Origin of the sequence: Thalassococcus arenae (genome assembly GCF_019104745.1) — a bacterium.
Classification (GTDB): Bacteria; Pseudomonadota; Alphaproteobacteria; order Rhodobacterales; family Rhodobacteraceae; genus Thalassococcus_B; species Thalassococcus_B arenae.
Genome location: NZ_JAHRWL010000002.1, coordinates 508,076 through 533,375 on the forward strand (window position 1 = coordinate 508,076; position 25,300 = coordinate 533,375).

A 25,300-nucleotide genomic window follows, 5' to 3' on the forward strand; every position below is an offset into this window, starting at 1 on the left:
CGGCGAGGACACGATCGGCTACACCATCGACGACGGCAATGGCGGCACCGATACCGCCCAGATCGTCATCACCGTGACGCCGGTGCAGGACGCGCCGGTGGCGGCGGACGACGCCGACAGCACGCCCGAGGACACCCCGATCACCGTCACGCCGCTGGCCAATGACAGCGACCCGGATGGCGATCCCCTGACGGTGACGGCGATCGAACAGCCGGCGAACGGCACGGCGGTCCTGAATCCGGACGGCACCGTGACCTACACGCCGGATGCGGATTTCACCGGCGAGGACACGATCGGCTACACCATCGACGACGGCAATGGCGGCACCGATACCGCCCAGATCGTCATCACCGTGACGCCGGTGCAGGACGCGCCGGTGGCGGCGGACGACGCCGACAGCACCGAACAGGGCACGCCCGTGGTCATCGATGTGCTGGGCAATGACAGCGACCCCGATGGCGACCCGCTGACCGTGGTCTCGAACACCGATGGCGCGAACGGCTCGGCCTCGATCAATCCGGACGGAACGATCACCTATACGCCGAATGCCGGTTTCAGCGGCACCGATACGTTCGAATACACCATTTCGGACGGCAATGGCGGCACCGATACCGCGACCGTGACGGTGACGGTCGAGGGACCGGATGGCGGTCGCATCGACACCGATGTGTTCCCCGTCGACCCGGCCGATCAGGACCGCGACCCGCTGAACGGTCTGGACGAAGATCCCGATCCTTCGGACGACCTGGACAGCGTGACCGGTACGGCCGGCGACGACTTGATCTCCACCGGCGACGATGCCGACACGATCTTTGGCGGCGCCGGCAATGACACGATCGAGCCCGGCATCGACAACGACCTGGTCGATGGCGGCACCGGCGACGACCTGATCACGGATATCCAGGGCGCCGACACGATCTTGGGCGGGCAGGGTAACGACACGATCCTGGCCGGAACCGATACCTTCAGCGACTACGCGGGTGACGATCCGAACTTTGAGCCCGGCACGTTGCTGAACGACCTGGGCTTCACCGCCGATCCGAACCCGGATGACGGTCGGGACAGCGTGCAGGGCAACCAGGGCAACGACCTGATCTTCACCGGCGACGATGCCGACACGATCGATGGTGGTGGCGGCAACGACACCATCGATGCCGGCATCGACGACGACATGGTGATGGGCGGCCAGGGCGACGATTCGATCATCGGCGGGCACGGTTCGGACACGCTGGATGGCGGACAAGGCAATGATTTCATTGACGGTTCCAACATCCCGGTGCTGGAGCTGACCGACGATATCGACCCGGTTCCGGACAATGACCGCGACAGCCTGATCGGTGCGTTGGGCGACGACACGCTGATCGGCGGCGACGACGACGACACGTTGATCGGCGGGTCGGGCGACGATCTGCTGGATGGCGGCATCGACGATGACGTTCTGCTGGGCGGCGGCGACGACGACACGCTGCTGGGCGGCCAGGGCAACGACACGCTGAACGGCGGCGCCGGGGATGACAGCATCGATGGTGGGGCGGATCGCGACACGATCATCGTCGACAGCCCGACCGACGGCGCCGGCGACACGGTGCAGGGCGGTTTCGAAGGCGACGATTTCGACACGCTGGACCTGACCGGCGTCGGCACCCGCGGCGAAGACTGGCGGATCGTCAATGCGCGACCCGACGATGACGGCCCGGGCCGCGATCCGAATGGTATCGACGGCACGGTCGAATTCCTGGATGGCGACGGTAACGTCACGGGATCGTTCGATTTCTTCAACATCGAAGAGATCGTGCCCTGCTTCACGCCGGGCACCCTGATCGCCACGCCGCAAGGCGAGCGGCTGGTCGACGATCTGCGCGAGGGCGACAAGGTCATCACCCGCGACAACGGCATCCAGGAAATCCGCTGGGTCGGCCGCAAGGATCTGACCGGGCATGTGCTGGCGCGCAAGCCGCACATGAAACCGATCCTGATCCAGAAGGGATCGCTGGGCCACAACCTGCCGGAACACGACATGCTGGTGTCGCCGAACCACAGGATGTTGGTGGCCAATGACAAGACGGCGCTGTATTTTGAAGAGCGCGAGGTGCTTGTCGCGGCCAAACACCTGACCGGCCTGCCGGGTGTGGACGAGGTGCGGACGCTTGGGGTGAGCTATATCCACTTCATGTTCGACCAGCACGAGGTGGTGCTGGGCAACGGGGCGTGGACCGAAAGCTTCCAGCCGGGCGACTACAGCCTCAACGGCATCGGCAACGCGCAGCGCCAGGAAATCTTGGAACTGTTCCCGGAGCTGGAAAATGCCGATGGCATAAAGGCTTATTCCTCGGCGCGGAGGTCGTTGAAGCGGCATGAAGCGCAGCTTTTGACCCGCTAGGTCCTTTCCGGACCGGAACACCGTTCATGCAGCGTGTTCCGGTGCCTGGGGGAGCGCACTGGAACACCGTGGCGACGGGGCTGCCGATCTTGGCGGCCCCGTTTTCCATTGCGGCGCCGATACCTGTTTATCGCCTGAAATGCAGGCGGCAAGATGCTGAAATCAGGGCCTTTTAAAGGCAAAGACAGAGAGGGTCAGGGCAGCGCCGGTTCCGCGCCGCGCCAGGCCGCCCAGGCCTCGGGCGTGTCGAGATCGGTCAGCGCATGATCGTCCGGCAAGGCGACGTGCCGCAGACGATGGCGGTTTGCGTCGATCACTGCCCGCGCGCCGCGGTCGCCGTTCAACGACATCAACGAAGGGATGCAGTCGGCGGGAAACAGGACCGGATGGCCGGGCTGGCCGTCCTGCGATGTTCCCTGCTGAAGCGTTGCATGCGCTTCGGAGCGAAAGCCCTTGATGATACTGCGTAAATCGTCTTCGCTAATCTCGGGCATATCGGCGGGAACGATCATCACCGCGTCCAGGGATCGGGGCAGGAACGCCACGCCGCGCCGGATCGAGGCGGACATGCCGAGATCGGAATCCGGCACTTCGACAAGCTGCACGCCCAGCCCGGAAAGGGCAGCGGCGCGCGGGTGATCGGCATCGGGCAAGGTGACGGTGACATGATCGGCGACCGCGCAGGCACGCAGGACCTGCCGCCGCAAAAGCGGCAGGCCGTCGACCTGCTGCAGCAGCTTGTCGATGCCCCGCATGCGCCGGCTTGCGCCCGCGGCGGGAATCAGAATCGCGATGCCTCCCATGCCGGGACCATAGCGCAAGCGGGCGTAGTTGACGCAAGGAAAACGCGGCGCGCGGCGGGGTGAACGCGCCGAACGGTCGGGGCGCAACGACAGCAATCCGTCCCAAACACCTGAAATTCGGGACAGATTGCCGGGTCCGACCCGGGCACACGCCATGCGCGATTTCTTGCGATACGACTCGTTTCCCGCGTGTTCAGGACGGATTGCTGCGGATCGGCGTCAGGTCAGGCGTCAAAACCGTCAAGGAACGGTCAGGAAAGGTTAATTCGCGGAGAATTCGGTGTTGGCGCGACGAAAGCCGGCGCGTTTCCGATGCCCGAACCGTCTCCCCGCATCCGCGCCCCGTCCGCGTCGAACAGCGGTTCGGTGAGCAGCCGGGCCTTGCGCATCTCGCCCAGGATCTCGATTTCGGCCTGCAGCCCGTCGCGGAGCAGCGCGCGCGGGATCAGCGCCAGCGCGACCGAGGTCTGCGTGTGGTGCGAATAGCCGCCCGACGTGCAGAAGCCCACGACCTTGCCGTCGACCCAGACCGGCTCGTAGGCGTTCACATCGGCATCCCCGGCATCGACGGCAAAGACCACCGCGGTGCGTTCGGGCGGGCTGGCGCGTTCGGCCTCGGCGGCGGCGCGGCCGATGAAATCGGCGGTCTTCTTGAACGCGATGAACCGGTCGAGCCCGGTCTCTGCCGCGGTGTAGTCGGGCGAGTATTCGCGGCCCCAGGACCCGAACGCCTTGTCGAGCCGCAGCGACATCATCGCGCGCATCCCGAAGGGCGCCATGCCGTGCGGCTGGCCGGCTTGCCAGAGGGTCGCCCAGAGCTGGCGCTGGTCCATCGGGTCGCAATAGATCTCGAACCCCAGGTCGCCGGTATAGCTGACCCGCTGCACCAGCGTGTTGACCTGGCCGACGACCAGTTCGCGCACGTCCAGGAACGCCATGTCCGAGATATCCGTCCGGGTGCAGGCGGCCAGCACGGCGCGCGCTTTCGGCCCGGCCAGCTGGAAACCGGTGCGCCGGTCCGAAATGTTCTCAACGCTCACGCCGTCGTCCAGGTTCTGCAGAAACCAGCGCAGGTGATAGGCCTGCGTGCCGTAGGAGGCGGTCAGCTGAAAGCGGTCCTCGGCCAGGCAGGAGACGGTGAAGTCGCCGATGATGCGCCCGGCGGGCGACAGCATGGGCGTGAGCGACAGCCGGCCGGGCCGGGGGATGCGGCCGGCCATGATCCGGTCGAGCCAGGCACGGGCGCCCGCGCCGGTGACGCGATACTTGCCGAAATTGTGGATCTCGTTGATGCCGACGCCGCCGCGCACGGCGGCGACTTCGCGGGCGGTGGCGGCAAAGGCGTTGGAGCGGCGGAAGGAGGGCGTTTCGTAGCGCGGCTCGTCGCCCCGGGCGAAGTAGTTGACCACCTCGAGCCCGTATTGATGACCCCAGACCGCGCCCATGCGATCGAAGATGTCATGCATCGGCGTGGTGCGGTGCGGGCGCGCGGCGGGCTTTTCCTCGTTCGGGTAGGAGACCGAGAACCGGGTCTGGTAATTCTCGATCACCTTGGGGCGGGTATAGCCCGGGCTGATCCAGTCGCCGAACCGGGCGACGTCGAAGGCGGCGGTGTTGCGTTCGCATTCGCCGTGGATCATCCATTGCGCCAGCATCAGGCCCACGCCGCCGCCCTGGCTGAACCCGGCCATGACGCCGCAGGCCGACCAATAGCCTTGCAGGCCGGGGATCGGGCCGATCAGGGGGTTGCCGTCGGGGGCGAAGGTGAAGGGGCCGTGGATCACCCGCTTGACCCCGGCGCGTTCGAGGATCGGAAAGCGTTTGTAGGCAAAGGCGATGCTGTCCTCGATCTTGTCGAAATCGTCGGGCAGAAGCTCGGCGCCGAAGCTCCAGGGCGTGCCGTCGATGGCCCAGGCGCGGCAGGGTTTCTCGTAGAAGCCGATGCACAGCCCGCGGCCTTCCTGGCGCAGATAGCTTTCGCCGCCGGGATCGATCACGTGGGGGTGTTCGCTGGCGCGTTCGTAGATCTCGGGGATGTCGTCGGTCACCAGGTACTGGTGTTCCATCGGATGCAGCGGCGCGTAGATGCCGGCCATCGCCGCCACCTCGCGCGCCCAGAGCCCGCCCGCATTGACCACGTGTTCGGTGTGGATGGTGCCCTTGTCGGTGACCACGTCCCAGGTGCCGTCCGGGCGCTGGGTGGTCTCGCGCACCATGCAATGGGTCTCGATGGTGGCGCCGCCCATGCGCGCGGCCTTGGCATAGGCCAGGGTGGTGCCCGAGGGATCGAGATGGCCGTCGAGCGGATCGAAGAGCGCGCCCTTGATGCCGTCGGGATTGATGATGGGCGCGCGGGCGATGACCTCGTCGACGCCGAGGATCTCGGTTTCCAGCCCCATGTAGCGGTGTTTGGCGCGCTCGGCCTTGAGCTGGTCCAGCCGTTCGTCGGTATCGGCCAGCGTCAGCCCGCCGACATGGTGCAGCCCGCAGCTGAGGCCGGTGATCTGTTCCAGCTCGCGGTAGAGGTTGATCGTGTAGCCCTGCAGCGCCGCCATGTTGGTGTCGCCGTTGAGCGTGTGGAAGCCGCCGGCGGCGTGCCAGGTCGAACCCGAGGTCAGTTCGGCGCGTTCGACCAGCATGACGTCGGACCAGCCGAGCTTGGTCAGGTGGTAGAGCACCGAGGCGCCGACGACGCCGCCTCCGATGACGACGACACGGGTGGTGGTTTTCATGGGGACGCCTCGCTTGCCGGTTTGGGCCAGTCAAGCGCGGGCCCGACGCCGGATCGTGTCAGAAAGCGACAGGCCTTGTCGAAAATGGGCACCTTCGGCGCACTCTTTGCCGCTGGGGCTGCGCCCCATTCCCGCATTCCTTGCGTGCGAAGACCCCCACACCCGCGTTCCTTTGTGGGGGAGACCCCCACACCCGCGTTCCTTTCGTGGGGGAGACCCCCCACACCCCCCGTGCGAGGCGCTGCCTCGCGCTCCGGAGTTTGCCGGGCAAGATGAAGACGATCCCGCGCCCTTCATCTTGCCCGAAAAACTCCGGGGGGAAAGGGCGGCTTGCCGCCCTTGGGGGGCTGGCCCCCCGGCACGGGAGCCGTCAGAGCGGGCGGACCTTGAGCTTGGTGATGCGGTTGTGTTCGCGGCCCGTCACCTCGAAGCGGAAGCCGTGGAAGGAAAAGACCTGGCCCACGGTGGGGATCATCTGGGCCTCGTGGATGACCAGCCCGGCGATGGTGTTGGCCTCGTCGTCGGGCAGGTTCCAGTCGGTGGCGCGGTTGAGATCGCGGATCGTCATGGCGCCGTCGATCCAGTAATGGCCATCGTCGGCCATGCGCACCGGGTGGTCGGCATCGGGGTCGAATTCATCGGTGATCTCGCCGACGATTTCCTCGAGGATGTCCTCGAGCGTGATCAGGCCCTGCAGCGCGCCGTATTCGTCCACCACCAGCGCGAAATGGGTGCGGCGGCGCAGGAACTGGCGCATCTGGTCGTCGAGCGTGGTGGTGTCGGGGATGAAATAGGGCTTCATCGCCACTTCGGAGATGTTGAAATCGGCCAGCGCGTCGAAGCTGCCGGTTTCGCCGGCATCCGAGATGCGCTTGTACATGGCGCGCAGCAGGTCCTTGGCGTGGATCATGCCGATGATGTTCTCGGGGTCGTCGCGGTAGACCGGCAGGCGGGTGAAGCTGGATTCCAGGCATTGCTGCAGGATCGCCTGGGGTTCGCTGTCGGCATTGATCATCTCGATCCCGGAGCGGTGGAGCATGATTTCCTCGACCGTGCGTTCGGAAAGATCGAGCGCGCCGAGGATGCGGTCGCGGTCCTCTTTCTGGACCACGCCTTCGGAATGGCCCAGTTGCAGCGCGCCGGCGATTTCCTCGCGCACTGCCAGGATGTGGCTGTCGGGGTCGGTCTTGACGCCGAAGATGCGCAGCACGCCGCGCACCAGCAGGCGCACGGCGCTGACCACCGGCGCGAAGAGCCGCACCACCACGCCGATCGGGGCGGCGACGCGCGAGGCGGCGGTTTCGGGGTTGGTGATGGCGTAGGTCTTGGGCAGCACCTCGGCGAAGATCAGCACCAGCAGCGTCATCACCAGCGTCGCCAGCGCCACGCCGCTTTCGCCGAAGACCCGGGTGAGCAGCGCGGTGGCCAGCGAGGTCGCCAGGATGTTGACCAGGTTGTTGCCCAGCAGCACCGAGCCGATCAGGCGTTCGTTGTCCTCGGTGATCTGCAACGCCCGGGCCGCGCCCTTGTTGCCGCGGTCCTGGGCCGCGCGCAGCTTGCCGCGCGACGCGGCGGTCAGCGCGGTTTCCGAGCCGGAGAAGAAGGCCGACAGCGTCAGCAGCGCCAGGATGGCGGCCGCGGTCATCCAGAAGGCCGAATCGAGGGTCGTGGAAGCTTCCATGGTGGGGCAAATCCTGTAATCTGCGGCTGGTTATGGGGGTGGGGCGCCCGGCAATCAAGGGGCTGGACATGCGGATCGCGGAGCTGGGAGCGGTGGCGGACCGGGCGCTGGTCTTCGGCGGGGTCTATTCCAACCGGCAGGCGCTGGCGGCGTTGCGGGCGCGGGCAGGGGCGCTGGGCGTCGGGCGCGGGGACGTGGTCTGCACCGGCGACGTGGTGGCCTATGGCGCCGATCCGCTGGGCTGCGTCGCGGCGATGCGCGACTGGGATGTGGCCTGCATCGCGGGAAATGTCGAAAAGCAGCTGGGCACGGGCGCGGGCGATTGCGGGTGCGGCTTTGCCGAAGGCACGGTCTGCGACCGGCTGTCGGCGGGCTGGTTCGGGTTCGCCGATGCGGCGTGCGGCGCGGCGCAGCGCGGCTGGATGGCGGCGCTGCCGGACCTGGTGCGCTTTGACTGGCGCGGCCGGCGCTGCGTCGCGCTGCATGGCGGGGTGTCGGATGTGGCGCGGTTCCTGTGGCCGGCGTCACCAGAGGCGGAATTTCTTGAGGAGTTGAGCCTTGTCAGGTCGTTATGCGGCGACATTGACGTGGTTTTCGCGGGCCATTGCGGGGTCGCCTTCCAGCGCGCGATCGATGGCGTTTTGTGGGTGAATGCCGGGGCGATCGGCCTGCCGCCCGACGATGGGCGCGCGCAGACCCGGTTCGCGCTGCTGCACGGCGATGGGCGGATCACGCTGGAGCGGCTGGATTACGACCATCGCGCGGCGCGCGCGGCGATGGTCGCGGCGGGGCTGGTGCAGGGCTATCACGATGCGCTGGTCAGCGGGCGCTGGCCGTCGAGCGACGTGCTGCCGCCTGTGATGCGGAATCAGTCGCGCGCCAGCGGGTGATGGTCGAGCACCAGGTCCTTGAGCCGTTCCTCGAGCACGTGGGTGTAGATTTCGGTCGTGGCGACGTCGGCATGGCCGAGAAAGGTCTGGATCGCGCGCAGGTCGGCGCCGTTCTGCAGCAGATGCGTGGCGAAGGCGTGGCGCAGGGTGTGCGGCGTGACCTTGGCAGGCGGGACGCCGCCATGCACGGCGAGATCCTTGATGCGCATGTAGAAGGCGTGGCGGGTCAGGTGGCCGGCCTTGCCGCGCGAGGGGAAGAGATGGGGCGAGGACGGCTTGCGGGCGGCACGCGCCGCGTCTTCGGCGCGGTCGCGCAGCGCGAGCCAATCGGCCAGCGCGGCGCGGGCGGGCGGCGACAGCGGCACCATGCGTTCCTTGCCACCCTTGCCACGGATCAGCAGCATCCGCGGATCGCCACGCGCCGCGGCGGCGGGCAGCGAGACCAGTTCGGTGACCCGCATGCCGGTGGCGTAGAGCAGCTGCATCAGGCAGGTGTCGCGGGCGCGATCGGCGTCGTTGCGGCCCAGGGTTTCGGCAGCGGCGAGCAGGCGGTCGACCTCGTCGACCGAAAGCGTCTTGGGCAGGCGCTTGTCGCGGCCGGGGCCGGTGATCTGCACGGCGGGGTTGTCGGCGCGCAGCCCTTCCTCGAAGGCGAAGCGGTAGAGCTGCTTGATCGCCGACAGCCGGCGCGCGCGGGTCGCCTTGGCCAGCCCGGCGTCGTCGCAATCGACCAGGTAGGCTTCGACATCGGCGCGCTGGCATGTCTCGGGGCCGAGATTCTTCGCGGCCAGCCAGGCGGTGAAATCCTGCAGGTCGCGGGCATAGGCGGCCAGCGTGTTCGAGGCGGCGCCGCGTTCCGCCGCCATGGCTTCGAGAAAGACCGGCAGCCAGCGCGCGGTCATCGCCGCGCCCGTTCGGCGTCGAGGATCACCAGTTGCAGCGCGGCGCGGCGGGCGGCGTCCTCGAGCCCGACCCGGCGCAGGGTGGCCAGCGCGTCGGTCAGGTCTTCGGTGTTGCCCTCGGCGCCCGAGGCGAACAGCGCCATGGCGCGCAGGATGACTTCGCCCAGGCGGCCCTGGGTCAGCTGGGATTGCAGGGTCTCGGGCATCGGCGCGCCGGAAAAGGCCGCGGCGACGGGGTCGGCATGGGGCAGGTCGGGGATGACGCCGGGGGCGGCGCCGCGGGCGATGTCCGACAGGAAGCGCAGGCGCGGATCGGTGTCGTCGTCGCGGGCGCCGAGTGCCTCGTATTCGGGCGAGAGCAGCAGCGCGTAGCGGGCCATCAGCGCGGCGCGGCCCTCGAATTCCAGGCCCGCGATGCGGTCGGCGAACAGCGCCGCGACCGGCACCAGAAGCCCGGCGCTGCGCATCTGCGGCCAGAGTTGTTCCAGCGCGCGCGAGCGCGTGCCGGCGGCGTCGCTGTCGAGCGCCGCCTCGAATGCCTGGAAGGCCGCGACGCGGTCCCACAGCCCGCCCGAGGCGGCAGGCTGGCGCAGCGTGTAGAGGCCGAGCAGGCGATTGGCCGGCAGGGTGCCGGCGCGGGCCAGCCGTTCGGCGGCCTCGATCTGGGCCTTCCAGCCATTGTTGCCGGCGAGGTCCAGCACCGCGAAGGCGCGCGGCAGGGCGGCGGTGGGCAGCGGTTCGCCCAAAGCCTCGTACAGGCGGTATTCCAGCGGGCTGGGCCGCGCGGGCGGCGGCGGGGCGGCGATGTCATCGGCCAGTTCGGGGTCGAGAAACAGCGCCAGCAGGGTCGCGGTGCGCGGCGGCATGTCGCCGAGCGCGCCCATGGTCTGCAGGATCAGCGCCGCCCGCGTCCAGTCGCCGTCGCGGGCGGTGCAATAGACCCGCAGCGCGGTGTCGGCGCTGAGCCGCGGTTCGGCCGCAAGCGCCTGGCAGGCGGGCACGCCGTCGCCGGTCAGCAGGCCGATCTGCGCCCAGCGGTCGAACAGCACTGCCTGGCGCGGTCCGGCCCGGTCCAGAAGCGCCCCGGCCTGGTCGACGGCGCCCAGATCGAGCAGCCGGTCCAGCCGCGCGGCGAGGAAGGGCACGCCGTTGCCGGGGCCCGAGGGCGGGTCGGCTTCGGCCAGCAGCAGCATGGTCATGAGCCCGGTCATCGCGGGCACGGCAAGGTCGGTGGCCTGCACCAGGTCGGACAGCCGCGCGGCATCGGAGCCCTGCCAGAGCGTCACCGGCAGGCCGGTGGCCGCCGGAGGCAGCAGGCCGGCGGCGGCGGGGTTGGGCGCATCGAGCGGCTGTGCGTCGACTTGCGGCGCAAGCGCGCTGTCGGCGACCGGCGGTTCGTCGGCCGGGTTCACCGGCGCGGGCAGCGGGCGCGCGGTCTGGCGCGGCAAGAGATCGGTGCCCAGCCAGTCGATCGCCGAAAGCGGGTCGTCCTGGGCCAGGACCGGCGCCGCCGCGAGGGCGAGGATCAGGCCGAGTGCCCTAGTCCGCATCGAGCGTGACGGGCAGGCGCCGCTCGGTCTGCGGCGGGGTGAAATCGGCACCGAAATACGGCCCGACATAGGCATAGGCGGTCAGCGCCAGTGCGCCGAGCACCAGCAGGTAAAACAGCCATTTCAGCAATCGACCCATGGTTTCGCCCCGATCCTGCCCCGCCTTTTTTCCGCTTTATAGCTGGCCTTTTGCGCCAGATCACGTCATTCAACCGCTCAGGCAATCAAATGGGCGGCAGATGGCCGAGAAACAAGGGACTTTTCCGGTCAGGCTGGTCAAGACCGTGGTCATGGTGGGCATGATGGGTGCCGGCAAGACCGCCGTGGGCCGCGCCGTCGCCGCCAAGCTGGGCGTGGCGTTCTGCGATTCGGATCACGAGATCGAGGCCGCCGCCAACATGTCCATCGCCGAGATCTTCGCCCGCGACGGCGAGGCTTTTTTCCGCCGCAAGGAAAGCCAGGTGATCGAACGGCTGCTGCGCGCCACGCCGGGCGTGTTGTCGACCGGCGGCGGGGCGTTCCTGAGCGAGGCCAATCGCGACCTGATCGCCCGCGAGGGGGTGTCGGTCTGGCTGGATGCCGATCTGGACCTGTTGTGGAACCGGGTGCGGCACAAGGCGACGCGGCCGCTGTTGCAGACGTCCGACCCGCTGGGCACGCTGCGCGGCCTCTACGAGGCGCGCACGCCGGTCTATGCCAAGGCCGCGGTGCGGGTGAAGGCCGAACCGGGCCTGTCGATCGACGCGATGGCGCACAAGGTCATCGAGGCGTTGAAGGATCACGGCGGCGTGCTGGAGAAGGCGGCATGATCGAAACGGTGCATGTGCCCCTGCCGGGGCGGGAATACGATGTGCGCATCGGCCCGGGGCTGCTGGACCGCGCAGGCGCCGAAATCGCGCCCCTGCTGCGCCGCAAGCGGCTGGCCATCGTCACCGACGCCCATGTCGGCGCCGCGCATCTGGAGCGCTTTCAGGCGGCCTTGCGCGCCGAAGGGATCGACAGCGTCGCGCTGACCCTGCCCGCGGGCGAAGCCACGAAAAGCTGGGGGCCGTTGCAGCAGGTGGTGGAATGGCTGCTGGAGCAAAAGGTCGAACGGCGCGACGTGGTCGTCGCCCTGGGCGGCGGCGTGATCGGCGACCTGGTGGGCTTTGCCTGCGCGATCCTGCGGCGCGGCGTGGCCTATGTGCAGGTGCCGACGTCCCTGCTGGCGCAGGTCGACAGTTCGGTCGGCGGCAAGACCGCGATCAACAGCCCCGCGGGCAAGAACCTGGTGGGCGCGTTCCACCAGCCCGCCCTGGTGCTGGCGGATACCGCGGTGCTGGACACGCTGCCGCGGCGCGATTTCCTGGCCGGTTATGGCGAAGTGGTGAAATACGGGCTGCTGGGGGATGCGGATTTCTTCGACTGGCTCGAGGTCAACGGCCCGGCGCTGGCCGGCGGGGACATGGCCGCGCGGGTCCATGCGGTGCGCCGGTCGGTCGAGATGAAGGCCGAGATCGTCGTGCGCGACGAGACCGAGCAGGGCGACCGGGCGCTGCTGAACCTGGGCCATACATTCTGTCACGCGCTGGAGGCGGCGACGGGCTATTCCGACCGGCTGCTGCATGGCGAAGGCGTGGCGATCGGCTGCGCGCTGGCCTTTGCGCTGTCGGCGCGGCTGGGGCTGTGCGCGCAGGAGGATCCCAGCCGGGTGCGGGCGCATCTGGCGGCGATGGGGATGAAGCGCGACCTGGCCGATATTCCCGGCGATCTGCCGGATGCGGGCGCGCTGCTGGCACTGATGGGGCAGGACAAGAAGGTGATCGACGGGCAGTTGCGGTTCATCCTGGCGCGCGGTATCGGCGCGGCCTTCGTGACCGCGGACGTGCCGGCGGGCGCAGTGCTGGGACTGCTTGAGGAACAGCTGACAAGCCGTTGAAATCGCGCGTTAGCGCGGCTGACGCAGCACCATCAGTTCGCCGATGTTTTCGCGCGTGATGTAGCCCGCCAGCGCGCCGAACCGGTCGGTCACCGCCACCGCCGGGGCCTGGGCCAGCGCATCCAGCACCTGTTCCAGCGGCGCCGAAAGCGGCAGGACGGGCACGTCGGTTTCCATCATGTCCGACACCGGGCGCGTGGCGGCGCCTTCGGCCATGCCGCGCAGCAGCGCCGAGCGGGTCAGGAACCCGGCCAGCCGCCCATCGGCGGCGAGTACCGGGAATTCGTGCTGGGTGGTGCGGATCAGCGCCTGGCCGGCCATCGCCAGCGTGTCGTCGGGCGACAGCGGTTCAAAGCTGGTGATGACGGCGTCGCGGGCGCTGAGACCGTGGGCGATGGCGCGGTTCTGGACATCCGCGGCTTCGGCCTGGGCGGCGAGGAAGACGAAGACCGCGATCAGGATCAGCACGATATTGCCGCTGCTGGCGCCCCAGAAGCCGAACAGCAGCGCCACGATCTGACCGGCGGTGGCGGCGATGCGGGTGGCGCGGACGCGCCCGGTGAAGATCGACAGCACGGCGCGCAGCACCCGGCCGCCATCCATCGGGAAGGCCGGGATCAGGTTGAACACCGCGAGGAACAGGTTGACCGCGGCGACGCGGCCCAGGAATTCCGCGGGACCGGCCGAGAAATCGGCAAGGCTCCGGACATCGGTGGGCACGCCGACGATCACCACCAGCGCCGCCCAGATCACCACGTTGACCGCCGGGCCGGCCAGCGCCACGGCCAGTTCCTGGCCGGGCTTTTCGGGCATCCGTTCCAGCCGCGCCAGCCCGCCGATGGGCAGCAGCGTGATGTCGGGCGTGCGGATGCCGAAGCGCCGGGCCATCAGCGCGTGGCCGTATTCATGCGCCACGACGCAGGCGAACAGCACCAGGATGAAGGCGGTGTTGGCCAGCGCGGCCTGGCTGCCGCCGCTGCCATAGGCCGAAAAGGCCACCCAGGCGAGCAGCAGGAAGAAGGTGGCGTGCACGCGCAGCTCGGACCCGAGCAGGCGGCCGATGGGGAAAGACCAGCTCATGGCCTAGACATAAGGCGCGCGGGCGGGATGTGCCAGCGGGCAGGGCGGTTTGCCGCTGCGCCCGGTGCTGCGCGCGATCATGCGCCCGGAGCGGACCAGGGCCTGCCCGGGGCGGAGGTGGGACCGCTGTGTTCTAGAACGGGATCTCGTCGTCGAGATCGCGTGCGGGCGCCCGCGACGGGCCCGAGCCGCCGCCGCTGCTGCCGCCGCTGCCGCCACCATAGTCGTCGCTGCCGCCGTAATCGCCGCCATAGCCGCCGCCGTAATCGCCGCCGCCACCACCGCCGCCGCCGCCGTCGCGGCTGTCGAGCAGGGTCAGTTCGCCCCGGTAGGGCCGCAGCACGACCTCGGTCGAATAGCGGTCCTGGCCGGACTGGTCCTGCCATTTGCGGGTTTCCAGCTGGCCCTCGATATACACCTTGGAGCCCTTGCGCAGGTATTGTTCGGCGATGCGGGCCAGCGGTTCGGAGAAGATCGCGACCGAATGCCATTCGGTCTTTTCCCGCCGTTCGCCGGTGTTGCGGTCCTTCCAGTTCTCCGAGGTCGCGATGCGCAGGTTGCACACCTTGCCGCCGTTCTGGAACGTCCGCACTTCGGGGTCGCGCCCGAGATTGCCGATCAGGATGACCTTGTTGACCGAACCTGCCATGGATTTCCCCCTTTTCCGCCCGGGTTCCGGGTCGTCTTGGATATCTGCCGGCGAATCCGCGCCGGAATTTGGTCGTGCGAGGTTACACCAGCGCAACAGGGTAAATAAGGGGTGAACCGGTGCATCTGGAGATTTCGGAAAATGCCGGTATAGTGCGCGCGGTTGACCCGAGGGACAGAGACAGCGCATGGGTGTCAGGCAGGCAATCGCCGTATTGGCGGCGAGCGGAGTTCTTGCGGCGGGCTATGCCGAGGCCGAGACGATTTCCACCAAGAACCGCGCGGGGCTGTTTTCCAGCCAGACCCGGGTCTTGGACAGTCGTGCGGCGCAGCAATACAACAATTCGGTCCGGCTTCAGCCGCCCAAGGTGATCACGCCCACCAAGTATGGCGTGATCGAGGATGACGGCACGGTTCCGTCCTATCGCGGCCGCTATAACGGGCAATATGCCGAGATGGCCCGCGCCGCCGCGCGCCGCCACGGCATCCCCGAGGACCTGTTCCTGCGGCTGGTCAACCAGGAAAGCCGGTTCGATCCCAAGGCCAGGTCGCACAAGGGCGCGATCGGGCTGGCGCAGCTGATGCCGGGCACGGCCAAGCTGCTGGGCGTGAACCCGCATGACCCGGCGCAGAACCTGGATGGCGGCGCGCGCTATCTCAAGATGATGCACGGCAAGTTCCGGTCGTGGCGGCTGGCGCTGGCGGCCTACAATGCCGGGCCCGGCGCGGTGGAAAAGCACGGTGGCGTGCCGCCCTATCGCGAGACAAGGAACTACGTGAAGAAGATCTGGGGCAGCTGAGGCCCGGACCGCGCCGTCCAGCCAGCGCGGAGCCCGATCCACCGACTCGATTCACCGACCCCACCCGATGCAGCCGGCCCGGCCCGGGACGGGGGCTGTCGGACCGTGCCGAAATTCCGTGCAGGACCGGCCTTGCAGCGGTGTTTTTTCGAGGTCCGTCGCGCGCGTTTGACCTGTCGCAACGCGCCGCCCGGCGACCGGGCGTAAGACCGCACCGTGATCGGTCATTGATGGAGACGTCCGATGATGAAACGCAGACAGGTGCTTGCCGGGGCCAGCGCCGCCGCCGTGGTCGCGGCGGGCGGATATGCCTTGCTGGGCGGCCCGGATTACGAGGCCGTGGCCGCCGCCACGTGGCAGCCCGCCGACCCGGCGGCGCCGGAAATCGGCCGGCTGGTGCATTACGCGACGCTGGCCGCCAACAGCCACAACACCCAACCGTGGATTTTCGAGGCCGGGTCCGGCCCGATCCGCATCCTGCCCGACACCACGCGGCGCACGCCGGTCGCCGATCCCGACGACCATCACCTGTTCGCGACGCTGGGCTGCGCCGCGGAAAACCTGATGCTGGCGGCGGGCGCCGAGGGCAAGGCGTCGGCCTTGTCGTTCGGGGCGGACGGGGCGATTGCGGTCGACCTGGCACCCGGCGGCGCCGAGGACCCGCTTTTCGCGGCCATCACCGCGCGTCAATGCAGCCGCAGCCTGTATGACGGCAGCACGGTGTCCGCCGCCGACCTGTCGCTGCTCGAGCGCGCCGCGCAGGTCGACGGCTGCCGCGTTCTGCTGGTCACCGAACCGGCCGAGGTCGCGGCGATCCTGGACCTGATCCTGGCCGCCAACGCGGTGCAGATCGCCGACCCGGCCTTTGTCGCCGAACTGGGCGACTGGCTGCGGTTCAGCGCAGCGGCCGCGGTCGATACCGGCGACGGGCTGTTCAGCGCCTGTTCGGGCAACCCGACCATGCCGCAATGGATCGGCCAGAGGATGTTTCCGCGCGTCTTCACGCCGGAGGCGGAGAACGAGAAGACCGCGGCTCAGGTGCGGTCGTCGGCCGGGTTGGCGATCTTCGTCTCGGACCGCGACGATGCCGAACACTGGGTCGCCGCCGGGCGCAGCTATCAGCGCTTTGCCTTGCAGGCCACGGCGCTGGATCTGAAGACCGCGTTCCTGAACCAGCCGCTCGAGGTGCCGGAATACCGACCGCAGCTGGCCGGGCTGCTGGGCGTGACCGATCGAAGACCGGACCTGCTGGTGCGGTTCGGACGCGGGCCGGCCATGCCGCGGTCGCTGCGGCGCCCGGTCGCCGACGTGATGCGCATGGTCTGACCGGCGCAAGCGGGCCTGCCATTCCGGTCGCCGGTTCCGGCGCGGCGACCGGACCGATACCCGTGCCGACCCGCGCCTATTCCGCGGCGATCTTGATGACCGGTTCCATGTCGGCCAGATCGGCGTCCGGCAGGTGGCACTTGATCTGGTGACCGTCGGCGAGGTGGCGCACCGGCGGCACCTCTTTCTCGCACAGCCCGCCCGCGACCTTGTCCTTCCAGCGGCAGCGGGTCTGGAACGGGCAGCCCGGCGGCGGGTTCATCGCCGACGGGATGTCGCCTTCGAGCACGATGTGCTTTTTCTCGACGCGGGTGTCGGCGATGGGCACGGCGCTCAGCAGCGCCTCGGTATAAGGGTGGTAGGGCGGCGAGAAGACCTGTTCGGTCGAACCCAGTTCGACCACGTGGCCCAGATACATGACCATCACGCGGTCCGACAGGTAGCGCACGATCGACAGGTCGTGGCTGATGAACAGCAGCGTGGTCTTCTTTTCGCGCTGGATTTCCATCAGCAGGTCGGTGACCGCGGCCTGCACGCTGACGTCCAGCGCCGAGACCGGCTCATCGGCCACCACGATGCGCGCATCCCCGGCAAAGGCGCGGGCGATGCCGACGCGCTGTTTCTGCCCGCCGGACAATTGCCGCGGCATCCGGTCGGCGAAGGCGCGCGGCAGTTTCACGAGGTCGAGCAGCTCCAGCATCCGCTTGCGGCGCGCGGCCTCGCTGTCGCCGACGCCGAAGATCTCGAGCGCGCGCATGATCTGGCGGCCCACCGTCATCGACGGGTTCAGCGTGTCGAAGGGGTTCTGGAAGACCATCTGCACATCGGCGATGGTCTTGGTGTCGCGGGCCTCGATCGCGATGTCCTGGATCTCGCGGTTGTCCAGGATGATCTTTCCGTCGGTGGCGGTTTCCAGCCCCATCAGCACCTTGGCGAAGGTCGACTTGCCGCAGCCCGATTCGCCCACGATCGCCAGCGTTTCGCTTTCACGGGCCTCGAAGCTGAGCGTCTCGTTGGCCTTGACCACCTTCTTGCCGGCCGATCCGCCGAACAGCGCGTTGGCGGCCACCTCGTAGTATTTCTTGAGCGCGTCCATCTTCAGCACGACGCGGCCCGGTTCGGCCTTGTCCTTGGTCACGATCCCGGCCAGCGGCGCATTCCAGTCGATCTCGGCGAATTTCAGGCAGCGCGTGGCGTGGCGGTCGTTGCCGGGCACGGTGAACATCGGGATGGCCTGCGCGTCGCAGCGGCCGGGCTCGAAATAGTCGCAGCGCGGGCCGAAATTGCAGCCGGGCGGGCGTTCGTGGGGCAGGGGGAAATTGCCGGGGATCGCCACCAGGGGACGGGCGTTCTTGTCGGCGCCGGGCAGCGGGATCGAGCGGAACAGGGCCTGGGTATAGGGGTGCTGCATCTCGTCGAACACATCCTCGATCGAGCCGCGCTCCACCGCCTCGCCGGAATACATCACGCAAAGCCGGTCGCAGGTTTCCAGCACCAGGCCCAGGTTGTGGCTGATGAACAGCATCGAGGTGCCGTATTTCTGACCCAGCTCCTTGACCAGTTCGACCACCGCGGCCTCGACGGTGACATCCAGCGCGGTGGTGGGTTCGTCCAGGATCAGCAGCGACGGTTCGGCCATCAGCGCCATGGCGATGACGATGCGCTGCTGCTGGCCGCCGGACAGCTGGTGGGGATAGGCGTCGAGGATGCGCTTGGGGTCGGGCAGTTTCACGTCCGTCACGACCTGAAGCGCGCGCTCGTAGGCCTCCTTTTCGCTGACCTGCCGGTGAATCAGCGGCACTTCCATCAATTGCCGGCCGATCTTCATCGCCGGGTTCAGGCTGGCCATCGGTTCCTGGTAGATCATCGCGATCTCGGACCCGCGGATGTCGCGCAATTCCTCGGGCGAGAGGGTGCTCAGGTCGCGGCCCTTGAACTTGATCGAGCCGCCGACGACGCGGCCGTTCTTGCCCAGGTCCTGCATCACGCCGAGCGCCACGGTGGACTTGCCGCAGCCGGATTCCCCGACCAGGCCCACCGCCTCGCCGGGCATGACCGAGACCGAGAAATCCATCACCGCGGGGATTTCCCGCAACCGGGTGAAGAACGAGATCGACAGCTTGTCGATCTCGAGGATGGGGCCGTCATAGGCGTCTTTCATGTCGCTCTCCCGGTTCGGGGGCAGGAAGACCGCGACAGGTCTTCATCTTGCCAGGTAAACTCCGGGGTGTCGCCCCAAAGGGGCGCCTTCCCATTTTACGTTTGCGCGCCTTTGGCGCGCGGGGGGCTGGCCCCTGGTCCGCCGTTCATCAGTCTCGCAGGCTTTCCTCGCGCAGCCCGTCGGCCAGCAGGTTCAGGCCCAGCACCAGCGTCAGCAGCGCCACGGCGGGCACCAGCGCGGGATGCATGAACACCCGCAACAGCCGCCGCCCGTCATTGATCGTGGTGCCCCAGTCGGGGCTTTCGGGCGGCAGGCCCAGCCCGAAGAAGCCCAGCGTGCCCAGAAGGATCGTGGTATAGCCGATGCGCAGGCAGAAATCGACGATCAGCGGCCCGCGCGCGTTGGGCAGGATTTCCCACAGCATGATGTACCACGGCCCTTCGCCGCGGGTCTGGGCGGCGGCCACGTAGTCGCGCGTCTTGATGTCCATGGTCAGCCCGCGCACGATCCGGAAGACGGTGGGCGAGTTGACGAAGACCACGCTGACGAACACCACCAGAATGCCGCCCGGCACGTCGAACAGATCGGCGAAGCCGGGGATCACCTGCACGGGCGATCCGACTTCGGAGACCAGCGACAGGTAGAGCCACGCCATCAGCCCCAGCACACCCACCAGCAGCGGCGTGCGCAGGCTGGGCCGCGTGTGGTAGCGCGAATTCAGCAGCACCAGCGCGAAGACCAGCGGAAAGACGAACAGCACGACGGCCATGTAGTTGGGAATGCCGGTGGCGATGATTTCCGGCGTGACCAGCAGGTAGAACAGCAGGATCACCGGGAAGGCCAGGATCAGGTTGGCGAGGAACGACAGGCCGGTATCCAGCCGGCCGCCGTAATAGCCGGCGGGCAGGCCCAGCGTGATGCCGACCATGAAGGCAAACAGAGTGGCCAGCGGTGCGATCTGCACCACCACCCAGGCGCCCTTGATCATGCGGGAAAACACGTCGCGGCCCAGATTGTCGCCGCCCAGAAGGTAGTAGGGATAGAGCCCGTCCTCGGGGTTGGGCAGCGGCGTGCCGGGCACCTTGTTCTTGAGCTGCGCGACCTGCGCCAGCGCGTCATGGGTGACGATCAGGTCGAAGGCGCCGAAGATGCCGGTGAAGACCCAGAACATCACCAGCGCGAAACCGACCATGCCGATCGGGCTGTCGAACAGCTTGCCGTAAAGCCCCAGCCGCCGCTTGAACAGGATCGACACGGTGAACAGCAGCACCAGCGCGATCCAGACCGGGGTGAACTGGGCGAGAACGCGGGCGATGATGCCGCCCCAGGTAAGAACTTCCATCAGACCGCCCCCCTCAACTGACCGAGATCCGCGGATTCAGGTAGACATAGCCGATATCCGAGATCAGCTGCGTCACCAGAACCACGATGACCGAAACGACCGAGACGCCCAGAAGCAGCTCGATGTCGTTGTTGCCCGCCGCCTGCACCAGCGTCCAGCCGAAGCCCTTGTAGTTGAACAGCGTCTCGACGATGACGACGCCGTTCAGCAGCCAGGGGAACTGGAGCATGATGACGGTGAAGGGCGCGATGAGCGCGTTGCGCAAGGCGTGTTTCATCACGATGTTCGGGAAGGACACGCCCTTGAGCCGCGCGGTGCGGATGTATTGCGCGGTCATGACCTCGGCCATGCTGGCCCGTGTCATCCGCGCGATATAGCCCATGCCGTACAGCGCGATGGTCAGCACCGGCAGGAAGAAATTCTCGAATGTCGCGTTGTCCATCGCCTGCGTGGCCGAGCCGTTGAACCATTGCAGGCCGACGGCGGACGAGGTGAAGACGGCGATGAAGATCACCCCCGAGACGTATTCCGGCGTGGCGGTGGTGGTGATCGCGACGGTCGACAGCGCCCGGTCGGTGGTCGAGCCTTCGCGCATGCCAGCCAGCACGCCCAGGATCAGCGCCGAGGGCACCATCAGCATCATGACCCAGAACATCAGCTTGCCGGTCAGCGCGAGGCGGGTGGCGATGATCGTGCCGACCTCGTCCTTGAAGACGGTGGAAAAGCCCCAATCGCCCTGCAGCACGCCGCAGAAGCGGCCTTGCCCCTCGGGGATCGCGTCGACCGAGGCGATCTCGCCGAAGCAGCGCGACCGGACCTTGCCGTCGGCGCCCTGGGTGATGTGGCCGGGCAGCACCCCCAGCCATTCGCCGTAGCTGCGGAACAGGCGGGCGTCAAAGCCGGTATTGACCTGTGCGGCGGCTTCGTCGCGCGAGATTTCCTGGGCGCGGAACTGGCGCAGAAGCTCGGGATCGACGGGCGACCGGTAGCCGCGGTTGGACAGCCAGGTCGCGACCTCGATCTCGTGCATCCGGAAATTGCCCTCGGATTTCGCGAGCTTTTCCAGGTTCGGGTAGAGATTGGTCAGGAAGAACACGATGAACGTCAGGCAAAGGGCCGTCAGGATCATCACCGAGATCCTGCGTAAGAGGAATAGTCCCATCAGGCGCCCCTATCGGTCTGTTGCGGCCGGGTTCGTCCCGCCGGTCGTCGTTGTTGTTCCGGCACGGGCCGGAAAGTGCGCGGGCCGCCCCGATGGGACGGCCCGCTGGCGGTTTCGGATCAGGCCGCGAAGCCCAGCTTGTAGACGTGGATCTCGAAGGAGGGGTGCATCTCGGCCCCGACCACGCCGGCCTTGTAGTGGCGGTAGAGCGACCGCCAGTAGGGCTGGATGATGACCGCGTCGTTGCGGAACAGCGTTTCGATCTTTTCCATCACCACGCGGCGCGCATCGGCGTCGGCGATCGACATCGCCTCGTTCAGCAGGGCGTCGAATTCCGGGTTGGCATAGCCGGATTCGTTCCACGCCTCGCCCGAACGGTAGGCCAGCGCCAGGACCTGGACACCCAGCGGGCGGTGGTTCCATTCGGTGATCGAGAACGGGTACTTGGCCCAGTCGTTCCAGAAGGTCGAGCCGGGCAGGATCGTCCGTTTGACGCTGATGCCGGCGTCGCGCATCTGCGCGGCGATGGCGTCGCCCGAGTTCTTGGTGAAGCCGTCGTCCAGCGTGATCAGCTCGTGCTCGAAATCGGCCATGCCGGCCTCTTCGAGCAGCGCCACCGACCCGGCGGGGTCAAAGATTGGGCGGCCGATATCGGCATATTCGGGATGCACCGGCGCGACGTGGTGGTTGTCGGCCTGCACGCCCAGCCCGGCATAGCCCAGGTCGAGCACCACCGAGTTGTCCACCGCCTGGCTGACCGCCTGGCGCACGCGCACATCGGCATAGGGCGCGCTGTCGCCCACCAGGGTCTGCTGGTTGAAGCGGCACACGACGGTGGCGCCGGTGACGACCTCGGATTTCTCCCAGCCGATGGCGTCGGCGATGTCGATGAACTCGTTGACGTTCTGGTAGAGCATGTCGACTTCGTCGGATTCCACCGCCGAGATCCAGCTGGCCGGATCAGTACCGTAGTCGATGTATTCGATCCGGTCGAGATAGGCACCGCCGATGCCTTCTGCGGTCGCGCCCCACCAGTTGTGGTTCTCGTTGCGCACCAGAACGCCCTTGACGCCGACCTCGAGCGATTCCGGCAGGTAGGGGCCGGTGCCGATCGGGTTGGCCAGCATGTCGGCGGCATCGCCGGAATGGCTGGAATGGACGACCGCGGCCGGGTAGTCGGCCATGCCGACGATGATCGAGATGTCGGGCGCGGGCAGCTTGACGCTGACGGTCATGTCGTCGACCTTTGTCACCGCGCCGGCGATCAGCTTGTTGGTCGAGGCGTCGATCAGCGTGGCCATGCGGCCGGCCATCGAGTTGCCTTCGACTTCCTTGTCGCACCAGTATTCGAACATCCGCACCACGTCATCGGCGGTGAAGGGATCGCCGTTGTTCCATGTCACGCCCGGGCGGACGTTCAGCGTGTATTCGGTGGCGTTGTCGTTGGTCGACCAGCCTTCCAGCAGCAGGCCGCGCAGGCTGCCATCGCGGTTGTACTCGACCATGTATTCCAGCCAGCCGCGGGTGAAGTTCGAGATCTGCGTCCAGTCCATGGTGCGCGGATCCTTGATGGCGCGCACTTCCTGCTGGATGCGCATCGTGCCGCCCTGCTGGGCATGCGCCGCGGCCTGGGCCGGGCTGCCGAGCCCGCCAAGCGCATAGGCGGCGCCGGCGCTGAGGCCGAGCGCCGTGGCGCGCGTGAGGAATTCGCGGCGGTCCATGAGGCCCTGCTTGAATTCACGCGCGTACATCTCTGCAGCGGGGTGGACCCGCCGCGGATTGTTCATGTGCGTCATCTTCGTCTCCCTGTGACACATTTGGTTGTCTTGTCCGGCCGTTATTCGTTTTGCACCGTTTCCCGGACGGCGGTTGATTGGCTTGGCCGTTGCCGATCCATTGCGCCCCAGATGGCGTGGACAGTCAACGACCGGTTTCGCCATAATGGAGCCCAAAAGCGACATCGACTCTATTCAAAAACGACAAGACCCGTCGTGCAAGGGCCGATTGCTCTGATGCCGGGGAGTTGACCCTACGTCGCCTTTGCCGGGCCGGTCTGCGCGCGCTTGCGCAGCGCCGAGGGGCTGTGCGCCGTGTGGTTGCGGATGAAGCGGGTGAAATAGGCCGCCGATTGAAAGCCCAGCATCGCCGCCACGTCCTTGACCGGGGGCGCCGGCAGCGCCAGCAGGCGCCGGGCCTCGTGCAGCTTGCGGTCGGTCAGCAGATCGGCGGCGGTGCGCCCGCTGGCGCGGCGCAGCACGCGGGTCAGGTGCGTGGGCGTGACGTCCAGCGCGGCGGCGTAGTCGGCCATCACGCGCGGGGTGCGGAAATCCTGGACGACCAGCCGTGCGAACCGGCGTGCGAGGCGCTGGGCGGCATCGGGTTTGGGCGCGTCCAGCGCCCCGGCGGCGACCTGTCGGTGCAGCCAGACCGCGATCAGCCGGATATGCGCCTCGAGCGCGTCGGCCATCAGCGGACGGTTCTGCGCCAGTTCGCGGGTCATGGCGTCGATGGTGCCGGTCAGTTCGGCCTGGGCCAGACCGTCGCGGACGCGCAGCAGCAGCGGTTCCCGCGGGAGCCGTCCGGTCAGGCCCGCCGGGCTTTCGACCATCAGCGCCTGGGCCTGCGGGCCGGGGTCGAGCGCAAAGAGCGTGCCCGCGGGCAGGTAGAGCGCGGCATGGGCGGACACCCCGCGGCGCAGGCCGTTGACCATCACCCGGCCCTGGCCGCGGGTGAACCAGATCAGCAGGTTGGTGGGCCGGTCATGGGCCAGGGTGAAGCGCCACGGCGCGGGCTGCATCGCCAGCCCCAGCGATCCGCAGCGGATGCCGGATGCTTCGCCGCCTTCGTCAGCTGTGCCGGTCGAGCGGGCAAAGACCGGTCTGGCGGCGGTCGTCATCGCGTCAACCCAGATCGGCCGCGGCGACCCGCGTCCAGGCGCCCATCCGGGCCCGGAACCAGGTGCGCTGGCGCTTGGCGAATTGCCGGGTCAGGATCGTCGCCCTTGCGGCGGCTTCGTCCAGCGGGATCTCGCCGCGCAGATGCGCCATCAGTTCGGCCGCGCCGATGGCCTTGGCCGAGGGCAGGGCGGGCGACCAGGCGGCGACGTTGGCCCGGGCCTCGTCCAGCGCGCCCTCGCGCAGCATTCCGGCAAAGCGTGCCTCGATCCGCGGGGTCAGCCAGGCCTTGGGCGCGTCGACCAGCAGCGGCTGCGCCTGTGCCAGCGGCAGGCGCGGCGGCGGGGTGTCGGCCTGCCAGGCGGCCAGCCCGCGCCCGGTGGTGCGATGCACCTCCCAGGCGCGCTGGACGCGGGCGGGATTGGCCAGGTCGATCTGCGCCCGTGTCGCGGGGTCGAGCGCGTCGATCATCCGCGCAAGCCCGCCGCCGGCCAGCAGCGCATCGGCCTCGGCCCGGATTTCGGGCGGGGTTTCGGGGATGTCCGCCAACCCTTCGGTCAGGGCGGTGAAATACAGCCCGGTGCCGCCGACGAGGATCGGCCGGTCGGGTCCGGCGAGAACGGGATCGAGATCGCGCAGCCACTGGCCGACCGAATAGGGCCGGTCGCCCGGCACATGGCCATAGAGCCGGTGCGGCGCGCGCGCCTCGTCTTCGGGCGAAGGCCGCGCGGTCAGCACGCGCCAGTCGGCGAAGACCTGGATCGCGTCGGCATTGACGATCACACCGCCCTGCCGTTCGGCCAGCGCCAGGGCCAGCGCCGACTTGCCGCTGGCGGTGGGGCCGGCGATCAGCACCGGGCGGTCGGGCGCGATGCCGTCCAGTACGTTGTCCAGTTGGTCCGGCATGACGCCTGTCGTTAACCCTTCGGTCCGGCCCCTGCGGCCGGTTCGGCGGCCTTGGCTGGCGGTTGCGGTGAAGAAAGCCTGCCGCGATGCATTGCAGGGCGCGGTTTTTTCCGCCATTCATGCCA

At 68.1% G+C, this 25,300-nt stretch carries 19 protein-coding genes and 1 pseudogene; 6 read left to right on the forward strand and 14 right to left on the reverse strand.

Features of this window, described 5'->3' with window-relative positions; all coding sequences use genetic code 11:
• Positions 1–2,380 (forward strand): Hint domain-containing protein (locus KUH32_RS13725; protein ID WP_217779173.1); only part of this gene is annotated, 2,380 nt, incomplete at its 5' end.
• Positions 2,381–2,574: 194 nt separating this feature from the next.
• Here the strand turns inward: KUH32_RS13725 and KUH32_RS13730 are convergent.
• The 3 genes and pseudogenes from KUH32_RS13730 to KUH32_RS13740 form a co-directional block, all read right to left on the reverse strand.
• The gene (locus KUH32_RS13730) at positions 2,575–3,183 is read right to left on the reverse strand and encodes a nucleotidyltransferase family protein (RefSeq protein ID WP_217779174.1); all 609 of its coding nucleotides are present in this window, start codon (positions 3,181–3,183) and stop codon (positions 2,575–2,577) included.
• A gap of 326 nt (positions 3,184–3,509) precedes the next feature.
• Positions 3,510–5,915 (reverse strand): annotated as a pseudogene (locus tag KUH32_RS13735) (GcvT family protein); the annotation flags it as partial.
• A gap of 370 nt (positions 5,916–6,285) precedes the next feature.
• Entirely contained in the window at positions 6,286–7,596 is a 1,311-nt protein-coding gene (locus KUH32_RS13740; protein ID WP_217779176.1) for an HlyC/CorC family transporter, read from the reverse strand.
• A gap of 68 nt (positions 7,597–7,664) precedes the next feature.
• Here KUH32_RS13740 and KUH32_RS13745 point away from each other — a divergent pair, with 68 nt between their 5' ends.
• The gene (locus KUH32_RS13745; protein ID WP_217779177.1) at positions 7,665–8,486 is read left to right on the forward strand and encodes a metallophosphoesterase family protein; all 822 of its coding nucleotides are present in this window, start codon (positions 7,665–7,667) and stop codon (positions 8,484–8,486) included.
• Here the strand turns inward: KUH32_RS13745 and KUH32_RS13750 are convergent.
• From KUH32_RS13750 to KUH32_RS13760, 3 genes are read right to left on the reverse strand one after another with little or no spacing between them, the layout of a single operon-like run.
• A complete protein-coding gene (locus KUH32_RS13750) occupies positions 8,465–9,388 on the reverse strand; it encodes a site-specific tyrosine recombinase XerD (protein WP_217779178.1) in 924 nt (307 codons plus the stop codon). The two genes, KUH32_RS13745 and KUH32_RS13750, sit on opposite strands and share 22 nt — an antisense overlap.
• Complete coding sequence (locus KUH32_RS13755) at positions 9,385–10,938, reverse strand: hypothetical protein (protein WP_254899170.1); 1,554 nt, start codon at positions 10,936–10,938, stop codon at positions 9,385–9,387. The genes KUH32_RS13750 and KUH32_RS13755 overlap by 4 nt, the downstream gene beginning before the upstream one ends.
• Positions 10,928–11,077 (reverse strand): hypothetical protein, encoded by a 150-nt coding sequence (locus KUH32_RS13760; protein WP_217779179.1) that lies wholly within the window; start codon positions 11,075–11,077, stop codon positions 10,928–10,930. Before KUH32_RS13760 ends, KUH32_RS13755 begins: the two co-directional genes overlap by 11 nt.
• Before the next feature lie 100 nt (positions 11,078–11,177).
• Between KUH32_RS13760 and KUH32_RS13765 the strand changes: the two genes are divergently transcribed.
• Entirely contained in the window at positions 11,178–11,747 is a 570-nt protein-coding gene (locus tag KUH32_RS13765) for a shikimate kinase (protein WP_217779180.1), read from the forward strand.
• Entirely contained in the window at positions 11,744–12,856 is a 1,113-nt protein-coding gene (gene aroB / locus KUH32_RS13770; RefSeq protein WP_217779181.1) for a 3-dehydroquinate synthase, read from the forward strand. Before KUH32_RS13765 ends, aroB begins: the two co-directional genes overlap by 4 nt.
• Before the next feature lie 9 nt (positions 12,857–12,865).
• On the opposite strand, the gene KUH32_RS13775 is transcribed toward aroB, so the two are convergent.
• Positions 12,866–13,936, reverse strand: a complete 1,071-nt coding sequence (locus tag KUH32_RS13775) for a site-2 protease family protein (RefSeq protein WP_217779182.1) — start codon at positions 13,934–13,936, stop codon at positions 12,866–12,868.
• A 133-nt stretch (positions 13,937–14,069) separates the two neighbouring features.
• Positions 14,070–14,585, reverse strand: a complete 516-nt coding sequence (ssb, locus tag KUH32_RS13780) for a single-stranded DNA-binding protein (RefSeq protein WP_217779183.1) — start codon at positions 14,583–14,585, stop codon at positions 14,070–14,072.
• Positions 14,586–14,772: 187 nt separating this feature from the next.
• Here ssb and KUH32_RS13785 point away from each other — a divergent pair, with 187 nt between their 5' ends.
• The gene (locus KUH32_RS13785) at positions 14,773–15,384 is read left to right on the forward strand and encodes a lytic transglycosylase domain-containing protein (RefSeq protein ID WP_217779184.1); all 612 of its coding nucleotides are present in this window, start codon (positions 14,773–14,775) and stop codon (positions 15,382–15,384) included.
• Positions 15,385–15,627: 243 nt separating this feature from the next.
• On the forward strand, positions 15,628–16,710 hold the full coding sequence (locus KUH32_RS13790) for an Acg family FMN-binding oxidoreductase (protein ID WP_217779185.1): 1,083 nt from the start codon (positions 15,628–15,630) through the stop codon (positions 16,708–16,710).
• A gap of 76 nt (positions 16,711–16,786) precedes the next feature.
• On the opposite strand, the gene KUH32_RS13795 is transcribed toward KUH32_RS13790, so the two are convergent.
• The 6 genes from KUH32_RS13795 to miaA form a co-directional block, all read right to left on the reverse strand.
• Complete coding sequence (locus KUH32_RS13795; protein WP_217779186.1) at positions 16,787–18,871, reverse strand: dipeptide ABC transporter ATP-binding protein; 2,085 nt, start codon at positions 18,869–18,871, stop codon at positions 16,787–16,789.
• Positions 18,872–19,019: 148 nt separating this feature from the next.
• Positions 19,020–20,213 (reverse strand): ABC transporter permease, encoded by a 1,194-nt coding sequence (locus KUH32_RS13800; protein WP_217779187.1) that lies wholly within the window; start codon positions 20,211–20,213, stop codon positions 19,020–19,022.
• A gap of 13 nt (positions 20,214–20,226) precedes the next feature.
• Positions 20,227–21,375 carry an ABC transporter permease gene (locus tag KUH32_RS13805; RefSeq protein WP_217779188.1) on the reverse strand — a complete coding sequence of 383 codons (1,149 nt, stop codon included), beginning with the start codon at positions 21,373–21,375 and terminating at the stop codon, positions 20,227–20,229.
• A gap of 119 nt (positions 21,376–21,494) precedes the next feature.
• Positions 21,495–23,171 (reverse strand): ABC transporter substrate-binding protein, encoded by a 1,677-nt coding sequence (locus KUH32_RS13810; RefSeq protein ID WP_217779189.1) that lies wholly within the window; start codon positions 23,169–23,171, stop codon positions 21,495–21,497.
• A gap of 233 nt (positions 23,172–23,404) precedes the next feature.
• A complete protein-coding gene (locus KUH32_RS13815; RefSeq protein ID WP_254899171.1) occupies positions 23,405–24,271 on the reverse strand; it encodes a helix-turn-helix transcriptional regulator in 867 nt (288 codons plus the stop codon).
• A 4-nt stretch (positions 24,272–24,275) separates the two neighbouring features.
• Positions 24,276–25,175 (reverse strand): tRNA (adenosine(37)-N6)-dimethylallyltransferase MiaA, encoded by a 900-nt coding sequence (miaA, locus tag KUH32_RS13820; RefSeq protein ID WP_254899172.1) that lies wholly within the window; start codon positions 25,173–25,175, stop codon positions 24,276–24,278.
• Positions 25,176–25,300: the final 125 nt, after the last annotated feature.